Origin of the sequence: Paenalicyclobacillus macrosporangiidus (assembly GCF_900116805.1) — a bacterium.
In the GTDB taxonomy this organism is placed as follows: domain Bacteria; phylum Bacillota; class Bacilli; order Alicyclobacillales; family Alicyclobacillaceae; genus Alicyclobacillus_H; species Alicyclobacillus_H macrosporangiidus.
Genome location: NZ_FPBV01000069.1, coordinates 1 through 2,175, shown reverse-complemented (window position 1 = coordinate 2,175; position 2,175 = coordinate 1). Strand labels below are relative to the sequence as shown.

General features: G+C 45.8%; 3 protein-coding genes. All 3 read left to right on the top strand.

Annotation, left to right across the window (positions count from 1 at the left end):
• Positions 1 to 149 precede the first annotated feature (149 nt).
• The 3 genes from BM357_RS19580 to BM357_RS18620 all read left to right on the top strand — a co-directional run bounded on the left by BM357_RS19580 (position 150) and on the right by BM357_RS18620 (position 2,143).
• Positions 150 to 410: an MFS transporter gene (locus BM357_RS19580; RefSeq protein WP_245784102.1), complete on the top strand. Its 261-nt coding sequence runs from the start codon at positions 150 to 152 to the stop codon at positions 408 to 410.
• Between the two features lie 329 nt (positions 411 to 739).
• Positions 740 to 1,087, top strand: a complete 348-nt coding sequence (locus BM357_RS18625) for a DsrE/DsrF/TusD sulfur relay family protein (RefSeq protein ID WP_074956898.1) — start codon at positions 740 to 742, stop codon at positions 1,085 to 1,087.
• Positions 1,088 to 1,276: 189 nt separating this feature from the next.
• The gene (locus tag BM357_RS18620) at positions 1,277 to 2,143 is read left to right on the top strand and encodes a cysteine desulfurase family protein (protein WP_074956896.1); all 867 of its coding nucleotides are present in this window, start codon (positions 1,277 to 1,279) and stop codon (positions 2,141 to 2,143) included.
• The last annotated feature ends 32 nt before the right edge of the window (positions 2,144 to 2,175 follow it).

Here is a 2,175-nt window from a genome sequence, read left to right as displayed (position 1 = left end):
GGTGTTTTTCAAAAGTCAAGTGGTTTTCGGTGATTTCACGAATATGTCATATAATGTTCACAATCCAAGTTCATACAGCAACTGCATAGCGCCTGGGTTTTATATTACTAACCCATTCTTTGGTAATATGGGTAATCACTGCACTGCTTATGGGAATTGGTACAGCACTAGTGTATCCGGTACTGCTTTCTGCGGTTGGAGACGAGGCACATCCAGCATGGCGAGGCTCTGCCCTTGGCGTGTACCGAATGTGGCGTGACGGTGGATATGCGATTGGGGGAATCTTGATTGGCTTTGGTGTTGACTGGTTAGGAAATGAACGGACGATTGGCGCACTCGCTATGATCGTGTTCGTGTCTGGAGTGTTTGTATTGTTCGGGATGCAAGAACCATTACGAAAAACAAGGTAAACGTTCACACTCAAAACAGCGCATCTTGGGTAATGTTAACTCTACAGGTCAATGAATTCCAAACCACCGAGGGCCACATCAGAAATTCACGCCGAGTTAATGAAACCCGCCCTATAGTTCTAAAATTGTTCAACACAACGGACTGAGGCTTAACGAGAATCAATGGGGTCGGGCGATTACTCCGTCGTCCTCAATGCGTTGGGATAGCTTTATCCATCCGGGAAACTAGTCTAAGGAAACTACCCGAAGCTCCATATATAGTTCGAAATGATTATTAACATGAATTACACACGGGATGATAATGAGGCAAAGCGGATGGAGGTGGTATCGTGAAACTTCTATTTATTTTGAATGATTCTCCTTATGGGGCGGAACGCTCTTACAATGGTCTTCGCCATGCAACCTCAGTCGCAATACAGGACGGAACAGAGGTACGGATATGTTTGATGGCGGATGCAGTCAGTTGTGCAAAACGAGGGCAAAAGACTCCAGATGGTTATTATAACCTTGACAAAATGTTGACCGTTGTTGCACGGCGTAGTTCATCCATCGCCTGTGGCTCCTGCTTGGATGCACGTGGAATCACGAGCGAAGAGCTGCATGAAGCCGTGCACAGGTCTTCCATGGAGGAACTGACTGAATGGACCTTGTGGGCGGATAAAGTCATCGTCTATTAGGATTTACTACACACCGTGGAATGGAGGAGAAGACTCAATGAGGCATTCTGTAACAGTTCTCGGAGGTGGAGTTGGTGGGGTTATTACTGCAAACCTCTTGAGAAAACGGCTTCCGGACGAATATGAAATTGCCCTGATTGACCGAGAGACAAACCATGTTTTTGCACCGTAAAACGAGGAGGATCAGAATTGCAAACAATCTACCTTGATTACAATGCCAGTACACCCATTGCTCCCGAAGTTGCAGAAGCGATGAAACCTTTTTTAACGGATTATTATGGGAATCCGTCAACTACACACTGGGCAGGAAAACCTGCAAGGCAAGCGTACGAAAAGGCAAGGCAGCAAGTTGCCGACTTGCTTGGTTGTGATCCTGAAGAAGTCATTTTTACGAGCGGCGGAAGTGAATCGAATAACCATGCCTTAAAAGGGGTATTCTTTGCCCTTAAAGAAAAAGGCACCCATATTGTAACAACGCAGATCGAACACCCGTCTATTATCAACCCGTGTAAGTTTTTGGAGAAACTCGGAGCAAAAGTCACGTACGTCGGTGTGGATCGTTTTGGTCAGGTATCACCATCAGATATTGAAAAGGCGATTACGAATGAAACGATTTTAATATCGGTTATGCATGCCAATAATGAGGTTGGTACGATTCAACCGATCGCTGACATCGCTAAAATCGCCAAGAAATATAACATTCTGTTCCATACCGACGCAGCCCAAGCGGTTGGGAAAATCCCGACAAGAGTTGACGAGCTGGGTGTCGATCTATTGTCGGTAGCTGGACACAAATTATATGCACCAAAAGGCGTAGGTGCTCTGTACATTAGAAGAGGAACTCCGATTGAATCATTGGTACATGGAGCCGGACACGAGGGAGGAAGACGGGCCGGAACTGAAAATATTCTGCTTGCCGTTGGACTCGGCATAGCCTGCGAACTAGCGGCAGAGAACCTCAAGAATGCTACAACAAAAGAATTACGTGATTATTTGATGAGAAAATGGCCTCCTTTAAGGCAGGAGATGTCACATTACGCTGTTTTGAGACAATAGAATGCCCGGGACACTGAAGAGTTGCATCTGAA